Source organism: Corallococcus llansteffanensis (genome assembly GCF_003612055.1).
In the GTDB taxonomy this organism is placed as follows: domain Bacteria; phylum Myxococcota; class Myxococcia; order Myxococcales; family Myxococcaceae; genus Corallococcus; species Corallococcus llansteffanensis.
The window spans coordinates 1-25,475 of record NZ_RAWB01000035.1 but is presented as its reverse complement, the minus strand read 5'-3'; the positions used below and the strand labels follow the sequence as shown (position 1 = coordinate 25,475).

At 70.7% G+C, this 25,475-nt stretch carries 25 protein-coding genes; 16 read left to right on the top strand and 9 right to left on the bottom strand.

What is annotated here, in order from left to right:
• Window positions 1-68 precede the first annotated feature (68 nt).
• From D7V93_RS05580 to D7V93_RS05570, 3 genes are read left to right on the top strand one after another with little or no spacing between them, the layout of a single operon-like run.
• Window positions 69-1,496, top strand: coding sequence for a hypothetical protein (locus D7V93_RS05580; protein WP_244237126.1), 1,428 nt, complete (start codon window positions 69-71; stop codon window positions 1,494-1,496).
• On the top strand, window positions 1,486-2,142 hold the full coding sequence (locus D7V93_RS05575) for a hypothetical protein (protein WP_244237125.1): 657 nt from the start codon (window positions 1,486-1,488) through the stop codon (window positions 2,140-2,142). The genes D7V93_RS05580 and D7V93_RS05575 overlap by 11 nt, the downstream gene beginning before the upstream one ends.
• A 12-nt stretch (window positions 2,143-2,154) precedes the next feature.
• The gene (locus D7V93_RS05570) at window positions 2,155-3,699 is read left to right on the top strand and encodes a DUF1501 domain-containing protein (RefSeq protein ID WP_120642374.1); all 1,545 of its coding nucleotides are present in this window, start codon (window positions 2,155-2,157) and stop codon (window positions 3,697-3,699) included.
• Here the strand turns inward: D7V93_RS05570 and D7V93_RS05565 are convergent.
• Complete coding sequence (locus D7V93_RS05565) at window positions 3,686-4,516, bottom strand: class I SAM-dependent methyltransferase (RefSeq protein WP_120642373.1); 831 nt, start codon at window positions 4,514-4,516, stop codon at window positions 3,686-3,688. The genes D7V93_RS05570 and D7V93_RS05565 overlap by 14 nt on opposite strands.
• Before the next feature lie 390 nt (window positions 4,517-4,906).
• On the bottom strand, window positions 4,907-5,203 hold the full coding sequence (locus D7V93_RS05560) for a hypothetical protein (protein WP_120642372.1): 297 nt from the start codon (window positions 5,201-5,203) through the stop codon (window positions 4,907-4,909).
• A gap of 236 nt (window positions 5,204-5,439) precedes the next feature.
• Here D7V93_RS05560 and D7V93_RS05555 point away from each other — a divergent pair, with 236 nt between their 5' ends.
• Complete coding sequence (locus D7V93_RS05555) at window positions 5,440-6,564, top strand: bifunctional methionine sulfoxide reductase B/A protein (RefSeq protein ID WP_120642371.1); 1,125 nt, start codon at window positions 5,440-5,442, stop codon at window positions 6,562-6,564.
• Between the two features lie 42 nt (window positions 6,565-6,606).
• On the opposite strand, the gene D7V93_RS05550 is transcribed toward D7V93_RS05555, so the two are convergent.
• The 5 genes from D7V93_RS05550 to D7V93_RS05530 form a co-directional block, all read right to left on the bottom strand.
• A complete protein-coding gene (locus D7V93_RS05550) occupies window positions 6,607-7,869 on the bottom strand; it encodes a saccharopine dehydrogenase family protein (protein WP_120642370.1) in 1,263 nt (420 codons plus the stop codon).
• Between the two features lie 8 nt (window positions 7,870-7,877).
• A complete protein-coding gene (locus tag D7V93_RS05545; protein ID WP_120642369.1) occupies window positions 7,878-8,504 on the bottom strand; it encodes a hypothetical protein in 627 nt (208 codons plus the stop codon).
• Window positions 8,505-8,626: 122 nt separating this feature from the next.
• Window positions 8,627-9,001, bottom strand: a complete 375-nt coding sequence (locus tag D7V93_RS05540; RefSeq protein WP_120642368.1) for a DUF2256 and DUF3253 domain-containing protein — start codon at window positions 8,999-9,001, stop codon at window positions 8,627-8,629.
• Between the two features lie 124 nt (window positions 9,002-9,125).
• On the bottom strand, window positions 9,126-10,238 hold the full coding sequence (locus D7V93_RS05535; protein WP_120642367.1) for a CgeB family protein: 1,113 nt from the start codon (window positions 10,236-10,238) through the stop codon (window positions 9,126-9,128).
• A complete protein-coding gene (locus D7V93_RS05530) occupies window positions 10,235-11,374 on the bottom strand; it encodes a CgeB family protein (protein WP_120642366.1) in 1,140 nt (379 codons plus the stop codon). Before D7V93_RS05530 ends, D7V93_RS05535 begins: the two co-directional genes overlap by 4 nt.
• Window positions 11,375-11,752: 378 nt before the next feature.
• On the opposite strand from D7V93_RS05530, the gene D7V93_RS05525 reads away from it, so the two are divergent.
• From D7V93_RS05525 to D7V93_RS05515, 3 genes are all read left to right on the top strand, one after another.
• Entirely contained in the window at window positions 11,753-12,139 is a 387-nt protein-coding gene (locus D7V93_RS05525) for a BlaI/MecI/CopY family transcriptional regulator (protein WP_120642365.1), read from the top strand.
• The gene (locus D7V93_RS05520) at window positions 12,136-13,989 is read left to right on the top strand and encodes a M56 family metallopeptidase (RefSeq protein WP_120642364.1); all 1,854 of its coding nucleotides are present in this window, start codon (window positions 12,136-12,138) and stop codon (window positions 13,987-13,989) included. The genes D7V93_RS05525 and D7V93_RS05520 overlap by 4 nt, the downstream gene beginning before the upstream one ends.
• A 91-nt stretch (window positions 13,990-14,080) precedes the next feature.
• A complete protein-coding gene (locus D7V93_RS05515; protein ID WP_120642363.1) occupies window positions 14,081-15,058 on the top strand; it encodes a 4-hydroxy-3-methylbut-2-enyl diphosphate reductase in 978 nt (325 codons plus the stop codon).
• Between the two features lie 34 nt (window positions 15,059-15,092).
• Here D7V93_RS05515 and D7V93_RS05510 read toward each other — a convergent pair whose 3' ends face one another.
• Window positions 15,093-16,742, bottom strand: coding sequence for a hypothetical protein (locus D7V93_RS05510; RefSeq protein ID WP_147451052.1), 1,650 nt, complete (start codon window positions 16,740-16,742; stop codon window positions 15,093-15,095).
• A 145-nt stretch (window positions 16,743-16,887) separates the two neighbouring features.
• On the opposite strand from D7V93_RS05510, the gene D7V93_RS05505 reads away from it, so the two are divergent.
• The 6 genes from D7V93_RS05505 to D7V93_RS05480 all read left to right on the top strand — a co-directional run bounded on the left by D7V93_RS05505 (window position 16,888) and on the right by D7V93_RS05480 (window position 22,163).
• Window positions 16,888-17,247, top strand: coding sequence for a hypothetical protein (locus tag D7V93_RS05505; protein WP_120642361.1), 360 nt, complete (start codon window positions 16,888-16,890; stop codon window positions 17,245-17,247).
• 2 nt (window positions 17,248-17,249) lie between these two features.
• Window positions 17,250-18,764 (top strand): FAD-binding protein, encoded by a 1,515-nt coding sequence (locus D7V93_RS05500; RefSeq protein ID WP_120642360.1) that lies wholly within the window; start codon window positions 17,250-17,252, stop codon window positions 18,762-18,764.
• 223 nt (window positions 18,765-18,987) lie between these two features.
• The gene (locus D7V93_RS05495) at window positions 18,988-19,323 is read left to right on the top strand and encodes an ArsR/SmtB family transcription factor (RefSeq protein ID WP_120642359.1); all 336 of its coding nucleotides are present in this window, start codon (window positions 18,988-18,990) and stop codon (window positions 19,321-19,323) included.
• On the top strand, window positions 19,320-19,805 hold the full coding sequence (locus D7V93_RS05490) for an SRPBCC family protein (protein ID WP_120642358.1): 486 nt from the start codon (window positions 19,320-19,322) through the stop codon (window positions 19,803-19,805). Before D7V93_RS05495 ends, D7V93_RS05490 begins: the two co-directional genes overlap by 4 nt.
• Before the next feature lie 101 nt (window positions 19,806-19,906).
• Window positions 19,907-21,598, top strand: coding sequence for a PA14 domain-containing protein (locus D7V93_RS05485; RefSeq protein WP_120642357.1), 1,692 nt, complete (start codon window positions 19,907-19,909; stop codon window positions 21,596-21,598).
• A gap of 175 nt (window positions 21,599-21,773) precedes the next feature.
• The gene (locus tag D7V93_RS05480; protein ID WP_120642356.1) at window positions 21,774-22,163 is read left to right on the top strand and encodes a VOC family protein; all 390 of its coding nucleotides are present in this window, start codon (window positions 21,774-21,776) and stop codon (window positions 22,161-22,163) included.
• 4 nt (window positions 22,164-22,167) lie between these two features.
• Here the strand turns inward: D7V93_RS05480 and D7V93_RS05475 are convergent, their stop codons facing one another.
• A complete protein-coding gene (locus D7V93_RS05475; RefSeq protein ID WP_208722925.1) occupies window positions 22,168-22,815 on the bottom strand; it encodes a hypothetical protein in 648 nt (215 codons plus the stop codon).
• Between the two features lie 107 nt (window positions 22,816-22,922).
• On the opposite strand from D7V93_RS05475, the gene D7V93_RS05470 reads away from it, so the two are divergent.
• The 3 genes from D7V93_RS05470 to D7V93_RS05460 form a co-directional block, all read left to right on the top strand.
• Window positions 22,923-23,741 (top strand): lysophospholipid acyltransferase family protein, encoded by an 819-nt coding sequence (locus D7V93_RS05470; RefSeq protein WP_167509438.1) that lies wholly within the window; start codon window positions 22,923-22,925, stop codon window positions 23,739-23,741.
• Entirely contained in the window at window positions 23,738-24,676 is a 939-nt protein-coding gene (locus tag D7V93_RS05465) for an NAD-dependent epimerase/dehydratase family protein (RefSeq protein WP_120642353.1), read from the top strand. Before D7V93_RS05470 ends, D7V93_RS05465 begins: the two co-directional genes overlap by 4 nt.
• 1 nt (window position 24,677) lies before the next feature.
• The coding region (locus tag D7V93_RS05460) for an MFS transporter (protein ID WP_147451051.1) at window positions 24,678-25,475 on the top strand (798 nt) is incomplete at its 3' end.

Below are 25,475 nucleotides of genomic sequence, written 5' to 3'. Positions count from 1 at the left end.
AAACCGTTTCTGATTCCAGGGGTTGGTGTGTCCGTACTTGAGGACCTGTCCCCGTTTCCGGAGCCCGCGTGCCCCCACGACCTGTAACCCCGAGCCGCTGGCTGGTGCTCGGACTGCTGCTGGGGGTCGCGACCCCCGCCGGGGCCAAACCCCCCGGCCCCGGCACCTTCTGCGCCGAGTACCCCTCCGCGCCCGCGTGCCAGGGCACCCAGCCCGCCTGCACCTACTGCCACGTCGCCCCGCCCCAGCGGAACGCCTTCGGCACGGCGCTGGAGGCATCGCTCGCGCCCGGCAAGCCGCGTCCCCTCTCCGACGAGGACTTCGCGCTCGGGCTGCCCGCCGCGCTTCGCGCCATCGCCAATGAGGACACCGACGGCGACAAGGCCCCCAACCAGTTCGAGATCGAGCAGGGCTCCCTGCCCGGTGACGTCACCAGCGTCCCGCCCAGCGGCATCTGCGGCGGCGGGGAGAACCCCCAGTTCAAGGTCTGCCAGTACGACCCGCGCTTCGTTTACCGCCGGCTCTTGAGCGACTTCTGCGGCGTGTCCCCCACCTACGTGCAGGTCCAGACGTTCCTGGAGCTGGGCGGCGACGAGCCGAAGCGCGCCTTCATCGACCAGGAGCTGGACCGCTGCCTCAAGAGCGACTTCTGGCGCGGCAAGCACGGGCAGCTCTGGAAGGTCGCGCACCCGAAAATCCGCCCCGTCGGCTCCATCAAGTCCGGCGAGGACGCGGGCCAGATTCCCCTGGCCGACTACTACGACGACTACGCCCTCTTCGCCTGGTCCCAGACGGACGACCACGACGCGCGCGACGTGCTCACCGCGAAGTTCTTCGTGAAGCGCTCCGGCTCGAACCCCACCACGTACACGTCCGCCACCTCCACGTCCTCCCAGACGGTGGACGCGGCGCACCGCGCCGGCAACATGACGAGCGCGTGGACGCTCACCGCGTTCGTCATGTTCACCGCGCTGCCGCGCAACGCCGCCTCGCAGATGTACCGCGCGTACCTGGGCCTGGACATCGCGAAGCAGGAGGGCCTGCACAGCGTCGCCAGCGAGCCCCGCGACTACGACGCCAAGGGCGTGAAGGCCGAGCAGTGCGCGGCGTGCCACGCGACGCTCGACCCGCTGTCGTATCCGTACCGCAACTACAACGGCATCAGCGGTGCGCTGTCCAACCGCTACCTGCCCAACCGCCTGGAGCTGCTGTTCCCCAACGACGCGGCCACCCTGTCCCAGACGCCGGAGAAGGGCGTCATCCTGGGCCAGCCGGTGAACAACCTCCTGGAGTGGGCGCAGGTCGCCTCCAACAGCGACGCCTTCGCCATCTCCACCGTCACCGACTACTGGAAGCTGCTCATCGGCCACCCGCCCACGCCCGAGGAGAACGAGGAGTTCGTCCGCACGTGGCAGGCCTTCCGCACCACGCACGGCTACCGCGTGCAGAAGATGCTTCATGACCTCATCCTCACGGAGGCCTACGGTGCGCCCTGAACGCCTGCTGCTCGCCTGTTTCCTCCTCACGGGCTGCTCCGACAAGCCGCCCACCGCCATCGACCTGGGCCCCGGCGCCGGCCCCGGGGTGACTCCCGCCTACGACGGCGGCGTCGCGAAGTCCCAGAAGGGCAACCTGCGCTTCAAGGGCCCCGAGCGCCTCACCCTGGACCTGGCCCAGGCGCTGGAGTTGCCCGCGGCGGCCGTGTGCAACGAGCTGGGCCAGTACCCGTGCCTGGGCGTGCACGGCGTGTCCCTGGGCGGCGTGGATCCGTACCAGCACAGCGTCTACGAGACGGCCCCCGTGACGGGCGCCGCCACGCCGCTCGCGGTGGAGCGCACCGTGCTCTCCGCCTGCAACGCCCGCATCGCGCTGGACGTGAAGACGCCTGCCACCGCGGTGGTGTTCAAGGACGTCGCGCTCACGAACGGGAAGCTCAACGACGCCGCGAGCCCCGCGGTGGCCACGGCCCTGACCTCGCTGGTGCGGCGCGCGTGGCTGCGCGACCCGACCCAGGAGGAGCGCGACACGCTGGTGCAGCTGGCGCGCGACGTGGAGGCCACCGGCACGCCCAACCCGGGCATCGCCTGGATGCAGGCCTCGTGTCTCGCCGTCTTCTCTTCCGCCGAAGCCGTCTTCTACTGAGGAACCCCGTCCATGACCCTCAAACACACCGGTCGGCTGTCGCGTCGGGAGATGCTGCGGGCGCTGTCGCTCTGCGCGGCGGGCTCCGCCACCCTCGGTCCCCTCCTCTCCGGCTGCCGTGAATCACTGGAGACGCCCGAGGCCCTGGAGAAGCTGGGCCGCAAGCGCGACGCGCTCGACGGCAAGCCGAAGTTCCTCATCGTCATCGGGGCGGCGGGAGGCGCGTCCATCGTCGACAGCTTCCTCGCGGTGCGCCAGTCCGAGTCCTCCAACGCGGGCGCGCTCAACACCTTCCCGGACGCGCAGGTGCAGTCCGTCACGGGCAGCCCCTTCCGTGCGGTGAAGTACAACAACACGCGCCTGGGCAGCATCCCCATCCCGGTCAACACCGATCAGCTCGCGTTCGTGAAGAAGCACATGAACGAGATGCTGGTGGCCACCTCCGTGGGCACGTCGGTGAACCACGGCATCGCCCAGAAGCGCTCGCTCACGGGCAACGCCGCCTGGCGGGGCCGCACGCTCCAGGAGGCCGTCGCGCTCCAGTGGGGCGCCAGCATGCCCCTGCCCAACGTCAACATGGGCACTGGCGGTTACGCCGAGCGCGGCACCGACGACAGCCTGCCCCTGGCCTGCTTCGGGGAAACGGTGGTCAACCCGTCCCTGTGGCCCCTGGGCCTGGACGGCTCGCGCGGCATCGCCAACGCACCGTCGAAGGACGTCATCGCGCTGGCGCGCTCCACGCGCGACGCCCTGGACCGGAAGTCCATCTTCGGCCGCACCTTCCAGGACAGCGCGGCCCTCAAGCGCTGGAACGAGCAGCGCACCGTGCAGCAGCCGAAGCTGGAGGGCATGGACCTCATCACCCGGCTCAACATCCTGCCCAACGCGCCGCCGCAGATTCCCCTGGCGCAGTACGGGCTGGACAGCTCGCCGGACGGGGCGCGGCTGCGCGCCGCCTTCCCCGCGTTCTTCACCGACCCCGTGGAGGGACAGGCCGCGCTCGCGTTCCTGTTGCTCAAGTACCGGGTGTCGGTGTCGGTGACGCTCGGGCCCGACTTCAACGTCGCGGTGGGCGGCGCCAACGGCATCGCCAACCCGCCGCTCGCGTTCGACATCAGCCACAACGACCACCGGGGCGGCCAGGCCTTCATGTGGGCGCGCATCCTGGGCGCGGTGGACTCGCTCATCACCCTGCTCAAGGCGGAGCCGTTCGACGCGAGCACCGGCGAGTCCATGTGGGACCGCACGATGATCTACGTGGCCACGGAGTTCGGCCGCACCCGTCCCCGCCCCGCCAACGCCACGGAGTTCGGTTCGGGCCACGACCTGAACAACGGCTTCCTGCTGCTGTCCCCCATGGTGAAGGGCAACACCGTGCTGGGCGGCGTGGACCCCAACACCACGCTCACCTACGGCTTCGACGCGCGCACCGGAGTGGCCCAGCCGGGGAAGCTCACCTCCAACGAGCCGGACATCTACTCCGGCATCCTCACCGCGATGGGCGCGGACCTGGGCGGCAGCGGCCTGCCCGACGCGAGCGCCTTCAGGCGCGCCTGAGGGAGCTCCCCCGCCCCGGCAACTTCGCCCAGAGCACGGTGGCGTTGGGCCGGGCGGGCTCCGGGGTGATGCCCAGCTTCTTGAAGTCGCGGGAGTAGCGCGAGCCCTTGAGCACCACCGCGCGGCGCGCGACCCGCTGGGCCTCCTCCACCGTGTCGCGCGTCAGCGGCGCGTAGTCCGCGTGGCGGCGCAGGGTCTCGAACGCGACGGAGGACTTGCGCTCCTTCTCGAACATCGGATCGAAGAGCACCACGTCGAACGCGCCGTCCGGCAGCGTGCGCAGGTGTTCGGCCGCGTCCGCGTGCACCACCTCCACCGCGCAGGACGCGGGATGGCGCGGCAGGCCCTCCAGCCCATGGTGGACCAGGAGGTAGAGCGCGGGGCTCTTCTCCAGCGCAACGACACGGCCCGAAGGCCCCACCAGCCTCGCCGCCACCTGGGCATCCGCGCCCAGGCCCAGCGTGCAGTCCAGCACGCGCTCCCCTTCGCGCAGCTCCGCGATGCGCAGCAGCATGTCCTCCGGTACGCCCGCGTCCAGCTGCTTCACGCGCAGGTGCGCAAGCCCCGGAGAGAAGCGCAGCGACCCTTCGGCGTCCACCAACGACACGGCGGTGGACTCGAAGACGATGAGCGCGTCCGCGGTGTCGGTGAGCAGCTTCTTCAGGGGCAGCTTGTGGTGGCGCTCCACATACGGCACGCCCACGGCTTCCGCTGCCTCGCGTGCGTGCTGTGCGAGCGACGCGTCCACCCGGTCCGACGTGGTCACCACTAGCGCGTGGCGGGCAGCAGGCAGCGGGGGTTCGGACGAGGCGGTCATGAAGGCCAGGCAGCGTACCTCGTACCCGCAGGGTCGTGACCGCTCGCCTGTCAGGCTTCGCGGTGGGGTGCGGGTGATACGGCCAGGCCAGGTCCGCTACGTGAGCGCTTCGGCTGAGGCCACAGCAGGCTGACGAAGGTGTCCAGCGCGGGCCCGCCATCGGGAGGCCTCAGCGGAGCGCTTCGGCGAAGGCCACAGCAGGCTGACGAAGGTGTCCGGCGCGGGCCCGCCATCGGGCGACCTCAGCGGGAGCGCTTCAGCTTCGACCACATCAGGCCGACGAAGGTGTCCGGCGCGGACTCGCCATCGGGAGGCCTCAGCAGGAGCGCTTCGGCTGAGGCCACATCAGGCCGACGAAAGTGTCCGGCGCGGGCTCGCCATCGGGAGGCCTCAGCGGGAGCGCTTCAGCTTCGACCACATCAGGCCGACGAAGGTGTCCGGTGCGGGCTCTGCGGTCATCAACTCCGCGTCCTCGTGGCCGCGCACGGGCGGCGGCAGGGCCCTGGGAGGCACGGGCAGCGGCAGGGGCTCCGACCAGTTGAGTCCCTGGGCGTGGCGCTCCATCACCTCCGCGAACGAGCGCCGAGGGGTGCTGTTGGCGGAGATGGCCGCGGCGCCCTCCACCCGCTGGAGGGCCCGGATGCGCAGGACGACGCTGGCGCCCTCGGCCCGCGAGATGCCCGTCACCCGTCCGATTGGACCTTTCGGCCCACGTCCCTGGCTCATCGGCTCCCCTTCCCTTGCGGCCCAAACGTAGCGCCGGGCTGGCATTCCGGCCACTGCCCGGGGCTCCGGGAGGGCGCAGGACGGCCCGTCCGGCCGCCCGGTGTGCGCCAGGAGTCAACAATCCCTGAAACCGCACCCGGGGGTCCCGCGTACCCAACAGGAGCGTCCACCCCGGGCGCGTCCGGAGGCCCGAGTCCATGTCGTCCGCCCGTGCAGTCTCCCACCCTGCCCCGCCGTCGGTGGCACGCCGGCTGTGGCCCGTCGCGCTGGCCCTGGTCGCGGTGTTGAGCGCGTGCACCGAGGCTCGCGGCGCTCCCCCAGGCACGACGGCCGCCACAGCCACGGCCGCCCCGGCCAAGGACGGCCGCAAGTTCACGAGGCCATCCGACGAGGAGCTGCGCCGCACCCTGCCGCCCAACGTCTACCAGGTGACCCAGAAGGAGGGCACCGAGCCGCCCTTCCGCAACGCCTTCTGGAACCATCACGAAGAAGGCCTCTACGTCGACGTGGTCAGCGGCGAGCCCCTCTTCTCCTCGCGCGACAAGTTCGAGTCCGGCACCGGCTGGCCCAGCTTCACGAAGCCGCTCGACAAGGAGCACGTCGTCGAGAAGCGCGACGCGAGCCTGGGCATGGTGCGCGTGGAGGTGCGCTCCAAGGACGGCGACTCGCACCTGGGCCACGTCTTCGAGGACGGGCCGGAGCCCACGGGCCTGCGCTACTGCATCAACTCCGCGTCGCTGCGCTTCATCCCCGTGGGCGAGCTGGCCGCGAAGGGCTACGGGGCGTGGCTGCCCGCCTTCGGTCGCGCGGCCCCGAAGCCGGAGGCCACCACGGAGACGGCGTACCTGGCGGGCGGGTGCTTCTGGGGCATGGAGGACATCCTGCGCAAGATCCCGGGCGTCATCGAGACGGAGGTTGGCTACACGGGCGGCTCGAAGGACTCCGAGCACCCCACCTACGAGGACGTGCACCTGGGAACGACAGGCCACGCGGAGGCCGTGCGCGTCGTCTTCAACCCGAAGCTGCTGACGTACGAGGGGCTGCTGGAGAAGTGGTTCTTCCGCATGCACGACCCGACGACGCTCAACCGTCAGGGCAACGATGTGGGCTCGCAGTACCGCTCCGCGCTGTTCTACCTGTCGGACGCACAGAAGAAGACGGCGGAGGCAGTGAAGGCCCGCGTCAATGCGTCGGGCAAGTGGCCCCGCCCCGTCGTCACGCAGATCGCCCCCGCGGGCGAGTGGACCCCCGCCGAGGGCTACCACCAGGACTACCTGGTGAAGAACCCGGGCGGCTACACCTGCCACTACCTGCGCGACTGAAGAAGCGTGGGGCCCGTGCCACCACACGGGCCCCGGCGTGCTTCACGCGGCGCGGTCGTGGACCTCGAACGTCATCCCCGCCTTGCGCAGCCGCTCCACCAGCACCATGCCCATGGCCGACGCGGGCGTGAGGACGCCGCCGCGCTTGGGCAGCGTGTCGAACGCGAGGCACAGGCCGGACTCGGCGAGCATGCGCGACGTCGCCGCGTAGCCCGGGTCTCCCTGCGCCGCCACCTTGCCCTCCAGCTTCACGCGTTGGCCGCTCTTGGGGGACAGCCCCTCGCCCAGGAGCTTCACCTCGAAGCAGCCCCGCTCGCGCGCCGTGGCGGACGGGCCCTCTCCTGGCGCGGGCAGCACGTGCTTCTCCAGCAGGCCGCGCACCACGGACACGTTCGTGGCGGCCATGAAGCCGCCCAGCCCCGCGGTGGTTCCCGCCGCCAGCGCGAGCCCCTTCGGGCCAGGCCCGAAGTCGGAGACCTCCGCGTAGAAGAAGTCGCGGCCCCAGGGGAAGCCCAGCAGCGCGTTGGAGCGCCGCACGACGCGCGTGTTGACGGACGCCATCACGAACGGCGCCGTCCACCCGCCCGTGTCCGGGCTGCGGCGCACCGTCATCTGGTCGCGCTCTTCCTTCGTTCCACGGCCGGGCTCCGGATCCAACGCGTGGGCGCTCGTCAGCACGCGGCGCAGCGACGGCTCCGCCTTCACCGCGTCCAGCGTGTCCAGCATGCTCGCGATGGTGCCGCCGCTGAAGCCGCCGCGCATGCGCGTCAGGTGGTAGCGCACCTGGTCACAGTGGCCACCGTGCCGCTCGCGCATGTAGTCCTGGAGCAGCAGCACGCCCAGGTCGGAGGGGATGGAGTCGAAGCCGCAGGTGTGGACGATGCGCGCGCCCGTCTCCCGTGCGTGCGCGTCGTGCGCGTCGATCATCTTGCGCATCCAGTGCACTTCGCCCGTCAGGTCGCAGTAGGCCGCGCCCGCGCGGACGCACGCGGCCACCAGCTCGCTGCCGTACCGGGCGTAGGGCCCCACGGTGGAGATGACGACGCGCGTGCGCGCCACCAGCGCGTCCAGCGACGCGGCGTCCTTCGCATCCGCCAGCACCAGCGGCAGGTCCGCGCACGCGGGCCGCACCTGTGCCAGCTCCGCGCGGACCTTCTCCAGCCGCTCCCGGTCCCGGCCCGCGAGGGCCCACTTCGCGCCGTGCGCGTCCTGCGTGCGGGCCAGGTACTCGGCCACCAGTCGGCCGGTGAACCCCGTGGCACCCCACAGGACGATGTCGAACTCGGTCTTCTTCTCGCGGGCCATGAAGTCTCCTAGTACCGGAAGTCCGCCGCCACGGTGGACAGGCGCATGCCGAAGGTGGAGCGCCCCGGCCACGTCATCGTGATGCGGGTGCGAAGCTGCGACAGAGGCACCGCGGGCGACAGCGTGTACGTGTCGTTGAAGAGGTACCAGCCCTGCGTCATGTCCGGCAGGGAGTGTGTCGCCGTGGAGCGCGCGAGGACGGTGTTGCCCTGCAGCAGCGCACTGCCGCCCTGGCCACAGATGAGCGGCGCGGTGCAGCTCGCGTTGCGCATGAAGTACTTCACGTTGACGTTCGTCACCAGCACGTCGCCCGAGCCGAGGGCCGGATAGGTGAAGTCGACGGAGCTGCTGGAGCCGTTGCCCTCCACGTACGTCGCGTCGAAGTCCGGCTGGACGGTGTCCTTCACGTCGTTGACGAGGTTCACGTCATCGGGGACGCCGCGCACGCCGGAGCGCGCCACCGAGGCGTTCGGGCGCACCGCGTACACGTCCGTGAGGCTCGCGCTCGACGTGGCGAAGGCGTCGGTGTCCACGGTGGGGGACGTCTCCTCCGGCAGCTCCGTGCCCCCACAGCCCAGGGCCAGCGTGGCGAGGACGACGACACAGGCCGGGTGCTTCGAACGCTTCCAGTTCATGGCTGCCTCGGAGTCGAAGGGGACGGCGCGAAGCCGGTGCCTGCGCGTAGTCGGACCCTCCATGTGCGCGCAAGCAGGATTCCGTGACAGGGCCTTCCCCTGTAGCGCGCTCCACACCGGCGTCAGGAACGCAGGCGCAGCCGGATGGGGCCGCGCGCGGTGGAAGGGTCCACCACGCGCCCGCCCTGGACGATGTCCAGCACCCCACGCGCGACGAGCCTGCGGGCCGCCTCGCGCACGGGCTCCATGCGGGAGCGCCAGTCGTCGTCCCCCACCGCGCGGGCGACCTCGGAGGGACACACCGTGGCTCCGCCTGCCCGCCGGGCCAGCAGCTCCAGGATGAGCGCCTCCAGCGGGGAATCGCGCGCATCGGTCCGCCTCCCCCGGCACGCGTCCGAGCAGTAGCGCACCGACTCCCAGTCGCGCGCCCACTTCTTGCGCCAGGTGATGGCACGGCCGCAGACGGCGCAGGGCTTGGGAGGCGGAAGAGACGCCATGCGCGTTCCGATGCCCGCCCCCGCGCGGGGTTTCAGACGCGCCCGATGCCGATGCCGACACAGGAGGTGGAGCCCTCGGTGAGCGACCGCCCCAGGAGGACGACGTGCATGCGCGCGGGCGTCATCACATTCCCCCCGGCGCCACGACCGCGGCGGAAAGACGGAAGCCCAGCTCCGCCTCCACCTGCTCCGCGCGGTGCGCGTACGTGTGCTCGGCCAGCACGCGCCGCAGCGCCGCCTTCCCCACGCGCTCGGCCTCCTTCGGGGTGAGGCGCTGGACGTGCTCCGCGACCTCCTCGCCGGAGCGGGCCACCAGCACCTCGCGCCCGGGCTCCAGGAACTGCTCCACGCCCTCGAACGCATCGGTGATGAGGCACGCGCCCGCGCCGGCCGCCTCGAACACGCGCGTCGCGGGGGAGAAGCCGAAGCGCGCCATGCTGTCACGGTGGACGTTGAGCACCGCGCGCGCCGAGCAGTTCAGCGCATTGTGGTCCTGCGTGGAGACATGGCCCAGGCGCCGCACGTTGCCGGGCAGCGCGCGGTCCTCCCACCCGCTGCCGCCCAGCAGCATCCGCGCCCGGGGCAGCAGCGTCGCGGCCTTGAGGAAGAAGTCCTCCACCCGCGCCTCGCGGTCCGACAGCCGGTTGCCCAGGAAGGACAGGTCCGCCGCGAAGCGCGCCTCGGGCGGCACCGGGTGGTGCGTGTCCGGGTCCAACGCGTTGTAGATGGGCATGCACCTGCGCGCCCCCAGCTCCCGGTACGCGTTCACCACCGGCGCGCCGCCCCCGTTGGTGAGGACGTGGTCGTAGCGGGGGATGAGCGCGCGGAAGGGGTCGCCTGCGTCCTTCGCCACGCGCTCCAGCGTGGCGGGCGCGTCCACGTCCCAGAACACCACCTGGGTGCCGGAGCGCCGCAGCTCCAGTACCTGCGCCTCCAGGAGCGCGTCGAACGCGCCCACGCCGCTGGCCTTCACCACCACGTCGGAGCCCCAGGCCTCCTCCAGGCAGTCCCCCAGCATGTCGGTGTCGCGCACGGAGTAGACGACGACGCGGGCCCAGGCCGGGTCCGCCAGGTCGCGGTGCTCCTGCCGCCCGTGGACCTCCGGCTCGTAGAAGGTGACGCGGTGGCCACGCGCGTGCAGGGCGCGGATGAGGCCCCGGTAGTAGGTGACCGCGCCGTTCCAGGAGGCGGACACCAGGCTCGAACCAAAGAAGGCGATGCGCAGGCCGTGTCTCATGCGAGGACTCTTTCGGACGATAGCGGGTGGAGGACTTCGGGGGACAGGCCCAGCTCCTGGCAGATGCCCAGCAGCTCATCCACGCGGTGCGCGCAGGTGTGGCGCGCCAGCACCGTGCGCAGGCCCGCGTCCGCGAACTCGCGCCGCATCGCGGGGTCCGCGAGCAGCGCGGACAAGTGACGCCGCATCTGCGCGCCGTCGCGGGCGACGAGGAAGTCCCTCCCCGGCGTGAAGAGCCCCTCCGCGTCCTCCCAGGGCGCCGTCACCAGCGGGATGCCGCACGCCAGCGCCTCGAAGGGGCGGATGGTGGGGATGCCGGGCAGCACGGTGGCGTAGGGCCTGCGAGGCACGTGCACGGTGACGCGAGCCTGCGCGAAGGCCGTGGGCACCCGGTGGTTGGGCAGCCAGCCCGCGTACTCGATGCCGACCTCCGACAGCGCCCGCAGCGCCGGGGCCGGGTAGCGCACGCCGTGCACCCGCGCCGTCAGCCCCAGCGTGCGCACCGGCTCCAGCAGGAACTCGTGCAGCTCCGCGGTGCGCTCGTCGTCCCCCCAGTTGCCAATCCAGACCAGGTCCCGCACCTCGCGGTTGCGGGGGCGCGGGTGGAACACGCGCACGTCCGCGGCCTCGTGCCACGTCCACGCGCGGCGGGCCCAGCCTTCCTCCAGGTACAGGCGCCGGAGGATGTCACCGAAGGCGAGCACCCCATCGAAGGCGTCCAGCGCGTACCGGGCCATCTCCTCGCGAGCGCTCACGCACCGGTGGTAGGTGTCGTGGAAGAGCAGCCGGAAGGTGCCGCCCGCGCCGCGGCGCTCGCCCAGGCGCCGCACCAGCTCCGGCGGGCTCCTCCCGTGCACGAGCACCAGGTCCGCCCCGTCGAGCGCGCAATCCAGGTCGGGCGAAGCGGCCGCGTAGCACTCCGGCCGCACGAACGGGTAGACGCCGCGCACCTCGGCCAGCGCCGCCTCACCCTGGGGTTCAGCGCGAAGGTGCTGGAGGCTCCACGCGTCCTCGGGCTCGAAGACGCGCACCTCATGGCCGCGCACGGCGAGCTCCGTCACCACCCCGCGCAGGAAGTGGGCGTTGCCGTGGTTCCAGTCCGACAGCAGCGAGTGACAGAAGAGGATGACACGCATGGCTTGGACGACTCCTCGGGTTCAGGATGCGTGGCGCGCGGCCGGTGCATGAGCGCCAGCAGGCTCACCGTGCGCTCCGGCCCACCGCCGATGTTGAAGACCCGCCCCTGGTGATGAGGATGTGTTCGCGCCCCATGCCCCCGCCCCTCCCCACCGCGCTCGCGTCAGCGGCCGTTCCCTGTCGCAAGCAACGGTAAACACCGCGCCCCCGGGGGCGAGCCTGCCCTCAAGGCTTGCCTGCGTGTGCGCTCCCGCCTTGGACGGAGCCCTTCACGGCATGGACCGAAGGTTCGAGAAGTCGATCTACGAAAGGCTTCGTTGACACCTACGAAATCATTCGTATATCTAGTGCGTATCGCTGGAGGAGTGAGGAACACCATGAGCCGAGACAAGCTGCCGCGCCCCACCGATGCGGAGCTGGGCATCCTGCGGGTGCTGTGGGAGCGGGGAGCCAGCACGGTGCGCGAGGTGCACGAGACGCTCCAGGACGGGAGCGGCTACACCACGGTGCTGAAGACGATGCAGATCATGACGGAGAAGGGGCTGGTGATGCGCGACGAGTCGCAGCGCGCGCACGTCTACACCTCCCGCGTCCCCCGAGAGAACACGCAGCGGCAGCTGGTCACGGACCTGGTGGACCGCGTCTTCGGCGGGTCCCCGGCGCGGCTGGCCCTGCAGGCCCTGTCCACGAAGAAGACGTCCCCCGAGGAGCTGGCGGAGCTGCGCCAGTTGCTGGAGTCGCTGGAGAAGGAGGCGGAGTCATGAACGGTCTCATCCTGGAATCGGTGGGTTGGGCGCTCCTGCACCTGGTGTGGCAGGGCGTGCTCGTCGCGGCGGCGCTGGCCCTCGCGCTGCGGTGGGTGGGCGGGCGCTCGGCGAACCTCCGCTATGCGCTGGCCTGTGGCGCGCTGGGCATCATGCTCGCGCTGCCCGTGGCCACCGCGTGGCGGCATGCCTCGCGCGCCCTGGAGGCCCGGCCCGCGCGGACGGTGTCCTTCGAGCGGAGCGCCCCCGCGTTCGCGGGCACGGCGGCCCTCGCGCGCACGTCTCACGCGCCCCGGCGCGCCCTGCCCTCCGGGACGTCGGAGCGGCCGCTGTGGGAGCGGAGCTTCCAGCAGGTGGGGGAGCACCTGCCCTGGCTGGTGCTGGCATGGGGGATGGGAGTCGCGGCCTCGTCGCTGCGGCTCTTGAAGGGCTGGATGCTCCTGCGGCATCAGGTCCACGAGGCGGTGCACGCGTCGAGGGAGTGGCAGGAGCGGATGGAGGCGATGGCGCGGCGGCTGGGGCTCACGCGGCCGGTGCGCCTGCTGGTGTCGTCGAAGCTGGAGGTGCCGTCCACGCTGGGCTGGCTGAAGCCGGTGGTGCTGGTGCCCACCGCCACGCTCACGGGGCTCGCCGTGCGCGAGCTGGAGCTGGTGCTGGCCCACGAGCTGGCCCACATCCGCCGGCACGACTTCGCGGTGAACGTGGTGCAGACGCTGGTGGAGACGCTGTTGTTCTACCACCCGGTCGTGTGGTGGATGTCCCAGGTCATCCGCGTGGAGCGGGAGAACTGCTGTGACGACCTCGCCGTGCACCAGGGCAGCGGCGCGCTCCCCTACGCCCGTGCGCTCACCGCGCTGGAGGCGCTGCGGCTGCAGGGGATGGGAGCAGGCGGTCCCGCCCTGTCCGCGCTCGGAGGTTCGTTGACGGACCGCGTGCGGCGGCTGGTGCTGGCGCCCGCGCCGCGGTGCTCGTCGCGCTGGGCGGCGGGGGTCTCCATCGTCACCCTGGCCAGCAGCCTCGCGTTGGCGGTGCCCCTCACCGCGCTCGCCGTGCAGCCTGTGAAGGGTTCCGACGTGAAGGCCGAGGCGGTGGCCCCCACGTTGGCGATGCCCACGCGGACCGAAGCGCCCTCCGTCTCCGCACCCGTGGTGGCCCCGATGCCCGTCGTGGGCGCGGCTCCCACCCTGCTGCCCCGTCCGCGCCTCGTGGCCGCGGCAGCCCCGGCTCCGGCGGTCGCACCCGTGCCCCCGAAGCCGCCCACCGCCGAGCGTGCGAAGGAGGACTCCGAGGACGACGATGAAGCCGATGCGACCACCCGCGTGGGCCAGGACCGCCTCACGGTGGATCAGCTCGTCGAGCTGAAGATCGCCGGCGTCACCCCGGAGGTCGTCGCGAAGGTCACGGCCATGGGCTACGCGCCCACGGTGGAGACGCTCGTCGAGTTCAGCCACGCGGGCATCACGCCGGAGTACGCGAAGGCCATGGCGGACCGGTTCGGCAAGCCGATTCCCTCCGAGCTGCTCGTGGGGATGAAGCACCTGGGCGTCACGCCCGAGTGGCTGGGGCAGATGAAGGCGCTGGGCTTCACGTCCACGGATCCGGAGGAGCTGCTGTCCGCGAAGGCGGTGGGCATCGACGCGGCCTGGCTGGGCGACCTGAAGGCCGCGGGCTTCGGGAACCTGGACCTGGACACGGCCGTGGAGCTGCGCGCCCTGGGCGTCACGTCGGCCTACATCCGCGAGCTGGAAGCCGCGGGCCTGAAGCCCGCCAACGTGGACGAGCTGCGGCGCCTGCGCACCGGCGGCGTCGACGCGGACTTCATCCGCCGCATGCAGCAGCCCCGGAAGTAACCCCCTCTCCCCTCCTCACGCACGGCCCCACCCGCGCGCTCCCACCCGAGCGCGCGGGAGGGCCGCGCCTTGCCCGAAAGGAATCACCGTCATGACCTCGCGCCTGTCGCAGTGGCTCACCGTGTTCGTGGTCCTCTTCGCCCTCCCCGTCCTCGCTGGCTCCCGGGACAGCGGTGCCTGGGTCGGCACGCCTCGGGAGACGGAGCTGCACCTCTCCCTGCATCCGAAGGATGATCCCGGGTCGCAGATGGGCTTCTCCGCGCCGCTCACCGCGTTCCAGGGGCTGTCCACCGCGGACGGGAGCACCGCCCCCTTCAAGCTGGTGCGCGAGGCGGGCACCTTCGACTTCGAGGGCCGCTTCGCCAAGGGACAGGGCACGGGCACCTGGCGCTTCACGCCCAACGCCGCGTACACGAAGGCCCTGACGGACCTGGGCCTCCCCAAGCCGGACGCGGAGCAGCAGTTCGCGCTGGCCACGGTCGGCGTGGGCCCGGAGCGCATCAAGTCCCTGGCCGCCGCGGGCCACCAGGTGCGCACGGTGGACGAGCTCCTCCAGGTGGGCATCTTCAACGTCACCCCGGAATACGTGAAGGCGCTCGCCGCCGAGGGCTACTCCAAGCTGACGCTGGAGCAGCTCGTCCAGACCCGCATCCACGGCGTGACGCCCGAGCGCATCAAGTCCCTGGCCGCGGCGGGCTTCAAGGGCCTGGACCTGGACACGCTGCTCTCCATGAGCATCCACGGCGTGACGCCGGACTTCATCCGCGAGATGCGCGGCCTGGGCTTCAAGGACCTGAAGGCCGACGACCTCGTGTCCATGCGCATCCACGGCATTACGCCCGCGTTCGTCAACGAGATGCGCGGGCTGGGATTCAAGGACCTGGACGCGGAAGCGCTGGTGGGTCTGCGCATCCACGGCGTGACGCCCGCGTTCGTCAAGGAGATGCGCGGCCTGGGCTACACCAACGCCACCGCGGATGACCTGATGCAGCTGCGCATCCACGGTGTCGACTCCGTCTTCGTCCGCTCGATGTCGAAGGACGGGGGCGCGCCGCGCAAGCAGCCCTGAGCCGCGCCCACCGTCCTTCCGCTTCACGAGCAGGCTACGGAGCGGGTGCCAGCGCGGGCAGCAGGGGGACGCGCCGCGTGCCCGGGCCGTTGGGGGTCGCCGCGCTGTTGTTGGTCACCCGCCGCATCTGCGCACGGATGGCGGGCAGGTCCTTCCGCAGCGCGGAGACGAACACGGAGGGCGCGGTCGGCTCCACGTAGAACGCCACCGTGCCTCCGGTGGCGTCCGTGACGTAGGCGCCGAAGTCCTGGAGCGCCTGGGCGACCATGCGGCCCTCCGGCGACAGCCCCAGGGCCTGGATGTTCACCGAGGGCGGGATGGCGAAGTAGGAGCCCATGGGGACGTGGCCCAGGTAGTTGGTCTCACTGCCCCAGTCCTGCTCCGTGGCGGGCCACACGTAGCCCTTCGCCGTGCCGTAGCCGTTGGCGTCGTAGCCGCTGGTGCCGCAGCACTGGTAGTAGAGCTGCACGCGGTCCACGGCGACGGCCAGCGCGTGCTGGATCTTCCCCGTGTACGCCGCGTCGCTGGGGTTGGTCTCCCACGCGCGAATGAGCCCGCCAATCGCGGAGCCGCCGTAGGCACGCACGCCGTTCTGGGGCCCGAGGCCCATGCCGTAGAGGTCGATCTTGTGGTGGCGCCCCACGCGGTACGCCGTGGTCGACACACGGGTCGTGTCCCACGCCTCGTCGATGAACGTCCGCGCCGGGTTGATGACGTGCATGTGCTTGTCACTGCCCGCGGCGATGGTCGCCGTGGCGGGCACGTAATAGGCGCTGCTGCGACCGCTGTCGTTGTAGTCCGTCACCGTCGCCCACGGGCTGCTGGTGGAGGCGAAGGTGATGGGGTGCGAATACACGTCCCAGTTCGCCCAGGTGTTGATGTTGACGCCGTTGACGTTGGTGGCGATGAAGTCCGCCGTCGCCGGGTCGGTGGTGCTGGCGTACGTCGCGCCCTGGCCGATGGGCAGGTTCCACACGGAGTCCGAACGGAACGGGTGCAGCGTGGCGTTGCGCGTCGCCGTCTGGGTGTAGACGCGGAACTCGTCGAAGCGCGCGAGGTTGTCCTGGCTCGCGAGCAGGCCCACGCGGGTGGCCGTCTGGTGGCTCGTGTCCGTCACCCCACCCTTCGCCACGCCGTTGATGAAGACGTCGATGCGGCTGCCGGACGTGCGCACCTCCAGCACGTCTCCCGCGACGGGGGCCTGGGCAATCTGGAGCGGGAACGTCTGCGTCCCACCGACGAACCTCGTCAGGAAGTAGCGCCCCGCGCTCACGTCCGTCGCCAGCTTCCAGCAGTTGCTCCGGTCGACGAACCGGAAGGTCAGGCCGGAGTACTGGCCCAGGGTGGCGAGCGAGACGAGCACGCGCACGTTGGCGCTGCCGTTGACGGTGGCGTAGTGGTCGTTCCAGGTGGCGTCATCCGTCGCCAGGTACGCCCGCCCGGACTGGACGCCCCACGCCGTTCCCGCCGGGGTGATGCTCCAGCCCTGGCCCCCCTGCTCCAGGCTGCCCAGGCTGGACGTGCTGTTGGTCCGGGTGAACGAGTCGTAGAGGTTCGCATCCGAGAGGTCATCTGACCGACTGGTCGGGGCCAGCGCCGCGTCCAGCACGTCGGTTTCAGCCGGCGCACCGCAGGCCAGGTTCCAGGTGAGCAGGGGCAACAACAGGGGAAGGCACCGCTTCATCTTCCGCTCCTTGGCGCGACAGGGGGGTTCGCGCGTGTCCCCGCAGGATACTCCCGCCTATCCAGCACCCATCACTCCCACCGCCCGCGCGAGCGATTGAGGCCCCCAGACAGACGCCTACGCTCCTTCGTGAAAGTGGGGACACATGCAATCCATGCTCGGTTCGTGGCGGCTGACCGCGGTGCTGTGTCTGACACTGACCTCCGCCTGTGCGCACTATCGCGTCCAGGCGCCCGGCCATGCGGGGGCCCCGGCCACCGAGCCCGAGGGGGAGGTCCTCTGGTCGCTGGCGTGGGGGCTCGTCCAGGAGCAGCCACGGGTCGACAACTGTCAGGACCAGGCGCTCGCGGAGGTGACCCAGAGCACCAACCTGGGCTTCGCGCTCATCAGCGTCGTGACCCTGGGCATCGCGATGCCGCAGCGGGTGGAGTGGCGCTGCGCCAAGGCCCAGCCCTCTCCGGGTGAGCTGGGGTCCCTCGCCCACGCCCCGCAGGAGGTGCGCTAGCCATGCCCCCCATCATCCACAAGAGCGACTTGAAGCAATGGCAGAACTGGCACCAGACCTACAGCCAGAAGCTGGAGCTGCTGGTGGACGTGTGGAACGCCAATGCCTCCCAGTCCACGACGGAGGGCTATTCGGATACCACCCGGGGCCTGCAGGGGCTGATTGCCCAGGCGCTCCGGGAGGGGCTCGAAATCCGTGCCCTGGGAGCCGGCTGGTCCTTCTCCACCGCGCCCGCCACCAGCGGCCTCCTCGTCAACACCAAGCCGCTCAACTACCTCTTCCCCACCCCGCGCACCCACCCGTCCTACGCGGGTTCGCGGGACAACCTCCTCTTCGTCCAGTGCGGCAACTCCGTCGCGGAGTTGAACCACTTCCTGGAGGAGAAGATGGGCAAGGCCCTGCCGACCTCCGGCGCCAGCAACGGGCAGACCATCGCCGGCGCCATCGCGACGGGGACGCATGGCTCCTCCCTGGACTTCGGCGCCATGCAGGACTTCGTGGCCGGCCTCCACCTGGTGGTCTCACCGGAGCGGCACGTGTGGCTGGAGCGCGCCAGCTCCCCCACCATCAGCGATGACATCCCCCAGAAGATGGGAGCGGAGCTCATCCGGGATGACGCCCTGTTCAACGCCGCGCTCGTGAGCCTGGGCAGCTTCGGCATCGTGCATGGCGTCCTCCTCGTGGCCGAGGACCGCTACTACCTCCAGGCCTACCGCCAGCGGATGCCCCTGACCGACGGGCTCTGGCGCGCGATGGATCAGCTCGACTTCTCCGGCGTCCAGCTCCCGGGCTCCACGGGGCAGAAGCCCTATCACCTCCAGTTCGTCATCAATCCCCACGAGTTGGAGCGCGGTGTCTATGTCACGGCGATGTACAAGCATGCCCAGTGCCCCCCGGGCTCCAGGCCGCCCAGCCCCGGCAGCAAGCTGACGCCCGGGGACAGCGCGCTGGAGATCGTCGGCGTCCTGACCGACATGGTCTCGGACCTGACCATCCCCGTCCTCGGGAGGCTCCTGGACCGCTTCTACGGGGAGTACTCGGACATCTGCGGGACCCCGGGGCAGATGTTCACCGACACCTCCACCCGGGGGAAGGCCTTTGGCAGCGCGCTGGGCATTCCTTTGGGCCAGGTGCGCAAGACCGTCGAGACCGCCCTGGCCATCAACCGCGAGTACGCCTTCCCCGGCCTGCTGGCGCTGCGCTACGTCATGTCCTCCAAGGCCACGCTGGCGTTCACCGACCGCGCCCCCATGACGTGCGTGCTCGACATCGACGGGGCCGGGTCGGCGCGCACGAAGACGTACTGCCAGAAGGTCTGGCAGCAGCTCACCGAGCAGCAGGTCCCGTACACACTGCATTGGGGGAAGATCAACCACCTCGATGGAGCGCGCGTGCGGAGCATGTACGGCCCGGAACGCGTGGCAGCCTGGCTCAAGGCACGCCAGGCCCTGCTCACCAGCCCCGCGCTGCGCGCGGCCTTCTCCAATGACTACCTCCGCACCCTGGGACTTGCGTGAGCGCACCGGGCTTCCAACCGGGCGCTGCGCGTCGGAGTGGGCCTGCAACGAAAGACCTCCCTCGCTGGCTTCCGGGCCGAGCCTGCCTTTGACGGCACGGACGAGCGTCTGCACCCCGGGGTGGCCATCGACGTGAAGCTCCGCGCCCGCTTCGCACGGTGCCGGTAGCCCTTTTCCGTCGTCGCGCTTGACGAATCCGTCCCTCGGCACAACACTGAACCATATGGTTCAGTCTCAAGCCATCCTGGATCGTTCCTTCGCGGCGCTGTCGGATCCGACGCGCCGGGCCATCCTGATGCGCCTCGGGAGCTCCGAGGTGTCCATCGGGAGCCTGTCCGAGCACTTCGAGATGACGCTGACCGGGCTCCAGAAGCACGTGCGCGTCCTCGAAGAGGCGGGCCTCGTCACGACGAAGAAGGTCGGACGGGTGCGGCACTGCCGGCTCGGCCCAAGGCGGCTCGAGGACGTGGCGAAGTGGATGGCCTCGTACCGGAGCATGTTGGAGCAGCGCCTGGATCACCTCGAGGACTTCCTCGAACGCACGAAAGGAACGCCATGAACGCCGCCGTGAAACCCACCCCCGCCACCGTGACCCAACCCTCCGACCGGGAGGTCCGCACCGAGCGGATCTTCAATGCGTCGCGCGAGCGTGTCTGGAAGGCCATGACCGACCCCGCGCTCGTCGCGCAGTGGTGGGGCCGGGGCAACAAGCTGGTCATCGAACGCATGGAGGTGCAGCGCGGCGGCCACTGGCGCTACGTCGAGCACGCTCCGGACGGGCAGCACGGGTTCGAGGGCCGCTATCGCGAGGTGACGCCCATGGAGCGCGTCGTGCGGACCTTCGAGTGGGACGGCATGCCCGGCCACGTCGTGGTGGAGTCGGTGATGCTCGAGGACCTGGGTGACGGTCGCACGAAGCTCGTCACCCTCTCCCTGTTTCACACGACCGAAGAGTGCGACGGCATGCTCGGCTCCGGCATGACGGAGGGCCTCAACCAGAGCTACGTGGCGCTCGACAAGGTGCTCGCCGCGCTGGGCTGACCCCGTTTGACGCTCCATCAGGGCGCGTGTTAGTCGAAAACAGGAAAACGGTGAAATCACCCTTTCCTGTCCAAGACCTCCACCCCCTCCTGGAGCCAGAGATGAGTCGTCTCAAGCGGACGTGTCTCGCCATTCCCCTCCTCCTTTCGATGGCGTGCCAGGAAGACGACGCCCGCCCTCTGGTGGAGGTCGGGGTCCTCCAGGGCGCGGTCACCTCCGAGCTGAGCGGGACGCTGATCGACCAGGGTGGGTTCGACTACCCGTGGCAGGTCAATGACAACGTCGACACCCTGGGTGCCTGGGGCGCGGGTGATCAGGCCTATGTCGGCTACGACCTGGGAGCGTTGAAACAGGTCCAGGAGCTGCGCAGCTATGGCGATCAAGCGTATGGCTACGCCGTCCAGCTGTTCGACACCAACTGGTCGCAGACGGGTTGGTATGACTGCACGCTCGATGGAAGCCAGCTCACGTGGCAGGCCTGCGACATCCCAGACACGAACGCGCGGTTCGTCTACTTCCGCTATCGCACGAACACGACCGGCTCGTGGGTGCAGGAGGTGGCCATCCGCGGCGACTCGGTCGGCAGCGGCCCTGCCATTCCGACGGGCGCCTTCCGAGGCACGTACTTCAGCGACAAGAACCTGACGACACAGGCGTTCCAGCGCGTGGACGCGGCCATCCAGTTCGACTGGGGCACCGGAAGCCCCGGCACCGGCGTGGGCGCGGACACCTTCAGCGTCCGCTGGGAGGGCGACTGGAGCTTCTCCACCGCGGGCACCTACCGGTTCTCCACGACGTCCGACGACGGCAGCCGCGTCTATGTGGACGGCACGCTCGTCGTCAATCACTGGAGCGACCACGGCCCGACGGCGCTGACCGGCGACATCGCGCTCACCGCCGGCACGCACCGCGTGAAGGTCGAGTACTACGAGGCCGCGGGCGGCGCGTCCGCCAACGTCTCGTGGTCCCGGCTCTCCAGCACCGTCCCGGGCACGGGTGGCATCCCCACCCCGCCCTCCGGCTGGGTGCTGGACATGCAGGACGACTTCGACACGTATGACTGGAACAAGTGGAAGCAGGGGCAAACCCATGTGCCGCTGGTCCACACGGTCATGTACATGAACACGCAGAGCCAGTGCGTGCCCGTCAATGGCTACATGGAGCTGCGCGCGCGCAAGCGCAATGACGGCTCGGGCATCTGGGACGGCTGCTACCTGGATCAGGGCACGTGGTGGGACGCCAACAACAACCGGCCCGCGCATCCCGGGTACGCGGACTACCAGGTGTCGTTCAAGGCGAACCTGCCGCCGGGCCTGGGCACCGGCATGTACTTCCTGATGTGGCCCGTGGCGGAGAGCTGGGGCGGGACGCCGTGGCCGCCGGAGCTGGACCTCGTGGAGCTGCCCTTCAACGACGGCAGCAACGTGATGACGACCTGGCACTGGGACCCGGACAACAAGCAGTCGGAAGTCCGTCCCGCCGTCGACCGCACCGGCGGCAAGCAGTGGGTCTACACGGCCCGCCGCACGGGCAACACGATTCGCATGTGGATCGGCAACCCGTCCACGAACGTCATCACCGAAATCCCCCTGCCGGCCGCGTTCTCCAACAACCCCGACTACAAGCGGATGCTGGTGGGCATGGCGAACTTCGTCGCCTCCACCTGGGCCATCAACGGCTCCGCGTCCGCGTTCTGGTACGGCGACGCGAACTCCACGGGCGCCACGGCGTGGACCGCGTCCATCGACTACGTGAAGGTCTGGAAGCCGGGCCCGGGCATGAGCGGCCAGTAGGCCTCAGGAACTGGACGGGGCCGGAACGTCCACGGGGCGGCAATTCCCCTGCACCCGCGTACCCTGGCGGACACTTCCGGCCCCCTTCACTCTGCCGTACCCACGCCCTGCTTTTCGGTGTATCCGTGGCTCCCCCGAGGCGTTCCCCCTCCCTGCCCGAGCTCCAGGAGAAGCCATGCACCACAGCCGACTCGCCGCGTTCGTCATGGACTGCAAGGTCGAGGATATCGACGCCGCCGCTCGCTTCTGGAGCGCGGCGTTGGGACGGGCGATGAAGCCGGCGGAGCCGGACTCGCCCAACTACCGCGAGCTGGAGGCGGACCCCGAGGAGGCCATGTTCCTCCTCCAGAAGGTGGACCACGAGAGCCGCATCCACCTGGACATCGAAGCGGATGACCTGGATGCGGAGCTGGAGCGGCTGGAGGCCCTGGGCGCGAAGCGCGTGGCCTACGTCAAGCGCTGGTGGGTGATGGAAGCCCCCACCGGCCAGCGCTTCTGCATCGTCCGTCCGCAGCGCGGCCCCCTGGAGGGGCGCGCCAACGTGTGGGACGGCGAGGGTCGCTGACGCGTCACGGCGTCGTCGTTCGCCGCGCCGCGTCGGGCCCCACGGGCCCCAGCACGGCCTGGAGCAGGTCCAGCAGTCCCGGCCATGCCTCCGCGGCCAGCCACAGCCCTTCGGGCGCGTGCTCCGCGGTCAGCGTGAGCGACGAGGACTCGAAGAGGCGGGAGGCCAGCGCGCCGTCCTTCGGCAGCCGGCCCTCCACCCGGAGCAGCGCCCCGTCCCATTGGATGGTGGGCGGCAACAGCTTCTGGGCCAGGGCCTTGAGCGCGGCCCGTCCCGCGCCGGTGCGCAGCGCGCCCATCAGCAGCGACGAGGCCCCGGGGGACTCCTCCAGCTCCACCCGGCCCGGCGTGGACAGCCACAGGGTGTAGCGCCCTTCCGCCAGCTCCACGCGCACCGGGGTGGTCTCCACCCGCAGCTTCCAGCCCCGCACGGACAGCCGCAGGTCGTACACCGTGGGGCCCGAGGCCCAGGAGCGCAGCTCCAGCCCCTTCACCCCCTTGAGCACCTGGCGCGACAGGGCCTCCACCCGCGCGTGCGACAGCCGCACCCGCCGGCCGGCCACGTCCACCGCGACCTCGTTCGCCAGCGGTCCCGGCAGCGCCGTGGCCCACGCGAGCGCTCCCTCCAGCAAACCCGTCCACTGCCCCGCCATCGTGCGCGCCTCCATCGGGCTCCGGTCCCGCCGGACCGCCCGCCCGGGCACAATGGGGTACGCGGGGGCCCCGTGCAAAGCGCACGCGCGGTGCTACGGTGCGCCCCGTGCCCCAGAGCGATTCGCTGTCAGCGCGGGTGGAGCGGTTGGAGCTGCCCTTCAACGAGTACGGCGTCGACCCGTACGGCATCTCCAAGAAGCACCTGAAGCTGGCGTTGGAGTTCTTCGCCTTCCTCTACCGGAGCTACTTCCGGGTGCGCTGCACCGGCGTGGAGCACATCCCCAAGAAGGGCCGGGGCATGCTGGTGGGCAACCACTCCGGCGGCGTCGCGGTGGACGGGATGATGGTGCTCACCTCCACCCTCCTGGAGATGGATCCGCCCCGGCTCGCGCAGGGCATGGTGGAGCGCTTCATCCACAAGTTCCCCGTGGCCTCGCTGTGGGCCAGCCGCACCGGTCAGTTCACCGGCCTGCCGGAGCACGCCGTGCGCCTGCTGGAGGACGACCGGCTCCTGATGATTTTTCCGGAGGGCGCCCGCGGCACCGCGAAGCTCTACACGGAGCGCTACTCGCTCGTGGACTTCGGCACGGGCTTCGTCCGGCTGGCGCTCCAGACGCGCTCGCCCATCATCCCGTTCGCCTTCCTCGGCGGCGGCGCGGCCATCCCCACGGTGACCAACGCATACGCGCTGGGGAAGCTGCTGGGCGTGCCGTACGTGCCCCTGACGCCGTACCTCCTGCCCCTGCCGCTGCCGGTGGGGCTCGAAATCCACTACGGCGAGCCGCTCGTCTTCGAAGGCACCGGAGACGAGGAGGACCACGTCATCGAAGGGTACGTGAACCAGGTGAAGGCCCGCATCGCGCAACTCATCGAGGACCACCGCGCCGAGCGCGACCTGCGCCGCACCCGGAGGCTGCTGCCATGAAGGTGTTGATCCTCGGCATCTCCGGCGGCATCGCGCGCAGGCTGGCGCTGCGCCTGCACGACAGCGGGCACCAGGTCGCGGGCATCGACATCCGCCCGTGGCGGGACGCGCCCAAGGACATCCCGGTGCATTCGGTGGACGTGCGCAAGCGCGCCACCGAGGACATCTTCCGCCGCTGGAAGCCCGAAGCGGTGATCCACATGGCCACGGTGACGGCGTTCACGGTGCGGGGCGGCGAGCGCGGCCGCATCAACCTGGACGGCACCAAGGCGGTGTTCGACCACTGCGCGGCGCACGGCGTGAAGCAGGTGCTCTTCGTGGGCCGGCACACGTTCTACGGCGCCGCGCCGGACTCGCCGCTGTACCACTCCGAGGACGAGCCGCCGCGCGCGCTGGAGGCCATCCCGGAGTTGGCGGACCTGGTGGCCGCGGACCTGTACGCGGCGACGGCGCTGTGGCGCCTGCCGGACATCACCACCGCCGTGCTGCGGCTCGTGTACACGCTGGGCACGCCGGGCACGGGCACGCTCGCGAACCTCATCCGGGGCAAGCGCGTGCCGATGGTGCTGGGCTACGACCCGCTGTTCCACGTCCTGCAGGAGGAGGACGTGGTGACCGCGTTGCAGCTCGCGCTGGAGAAGCGCGTGCGAGGCATCTTCAACGTGGCGGGCCCCGCGCCGGTGCCGCTGTCGGTCATCATCCGGGGCACGGGCCGCGCGCCGGTGCCGCTGCCGTCGCCGCTCTTGTCGCTGCTGATGGGACGGGCGGGCTTCCCCCGGCTGTCGGTGGGGGCCACGGACCACCTGCGCTACCCCATCGTGGTGGACAACAAGCGCTTCCTGGAGGCCACCGGCTTCCAGGCCACCTACGACGAGGGCCGCATCCTGCGCGCGTACGCGGACGCCCTGCCGGTGGACCGCGCGGGGCTCGGTTGACATGGTGACGGACAGCGTGGGCGTGAAGGCCTCCCCGGTGGTGACGCCGGGCCTGATGCGCCGGGTGGAGGCGGTGGTGTTCGTCACCGTGTTCCTGGACCTGGTGGGCTTCGGCATCGTCATCCCGATGATGCCCCTGTACGTGCAGTCGATGGGCGGCTCGGCGCTGACGGTGGGCATCCTGCTGGGGTGCTTCTCCTTCACCCAGCTGCTCGCGACGCCGCTCTTGGGGCGCTACTCGGACCGGAACGGGCGGCGGGCGGTCATCCTCCTGAGCCTGCTGGCGAACGCGGTGGCGATGCTGCTGTTCGCGCTGGCCAGCTACCGGCTGATGCTGCCCCTGCTGTTCGCCTCGCGCATCCTCGCGGGGGCGACGTCGGGCAACATCGCCGCGTGTCAGGCGGCGCTCGCGGACGTGACGACGAAGGAGACGCGCGCCAGGGCCATGGGCCGCATTGGCGCGGGCATTGGCCTGGGCATGGTGCTGGGGCCCACGCTGGGCGGGCTGTTCTCCGGCCTGGGCGCCTGGGTGCCGCCGCTGCTCGCGGGGGCGCTGGCGCTGGTGGGCTTCGTGGGCGCGCTGGTGGCCATGCCGGAGACGCACCCGCCCGAGGCCCGCGTGGCGGCGAAATCCCAGACGCGGTGGGCCGCGCTGCGCGACGCGCCCCGGCGCAAGGCCTTGGGGCTGGTGCTGGCGTTGTTCTTCGCGGTGTTCCTGGCGATGACGACGCTCCAGGTGGCGTTCGCGCTGCTGGTTCAGGCGCGGCTCGCCTGGGGCACGAAGGAAGTGGGCTACACG